At 63.8% G+C, this 527-nt stretch carries 1 protein-coding gene; it reads left to right on the top strand.

The genetic code is table 11. The features are described 5' to 3' along the window. Window positions 1-51: 51 nt before the first annotated feature. Window positions 52-527 (top strand): IS701 family transposase (locus AC3ETA_RS47840; RefSeq protein WP_432199179.1); only part of this gene is annotated, 476 nt, incomplete at its 3' end.

Below are 527 nucleotides of genomic sequence, written 5' to 3'. Positions count from 1 at the left end.
CTAGTACTACAGGGCTAGATCTTGATCATGGGGTGATGGGAAGCTCTGGCTGTGGCCACGACACAGCCCCATGATTCAGATCGTTCGTCAGACGCCGTCAGCCCGGCCGATTTAGCCGTGTGGGACCGCGAGTTCGCCGCGCTGGGCGAGCGGATAACCCCGCTGTTCTACCGCCCGGAATCCCAAGAGCACGCCCTTCAGTACCTGCGTGGGCTCCTCTCCCCACTGCAGCGCAAGAACGGCTGGACCATCGCCGAGTTCTCCGGCGAGAAGGAACCCAAAGCGCTCCAACGGTTCTTGAACCTCACCCCGTGGAACGCGGATCCGATGCGGGACCTGGTCCGCGACTACGCCATGGAACGCTTCGCGGATCCCCAGGGCGTGCTGATCGCCGACCCCACCGGATTCGCGAAGAAGGGCACCAAATCCGCCGGGGTCCAGCGGCAGTATTCCGGCACCCTCGGACGCGTCGACAATTGCCAGATCGGAACGTTCCTGGCCTACGCCAACCGTCGTGGCGACCGTGT

The sequence above is a fragment of the Streptomyces sp. bgisy027 genome (genome assembly GCF_057710365.1).
Note: the sequence above shows the minus strand (reverse complement) of the source record. Positions and strands in the feature narration are given on the sequence as shown.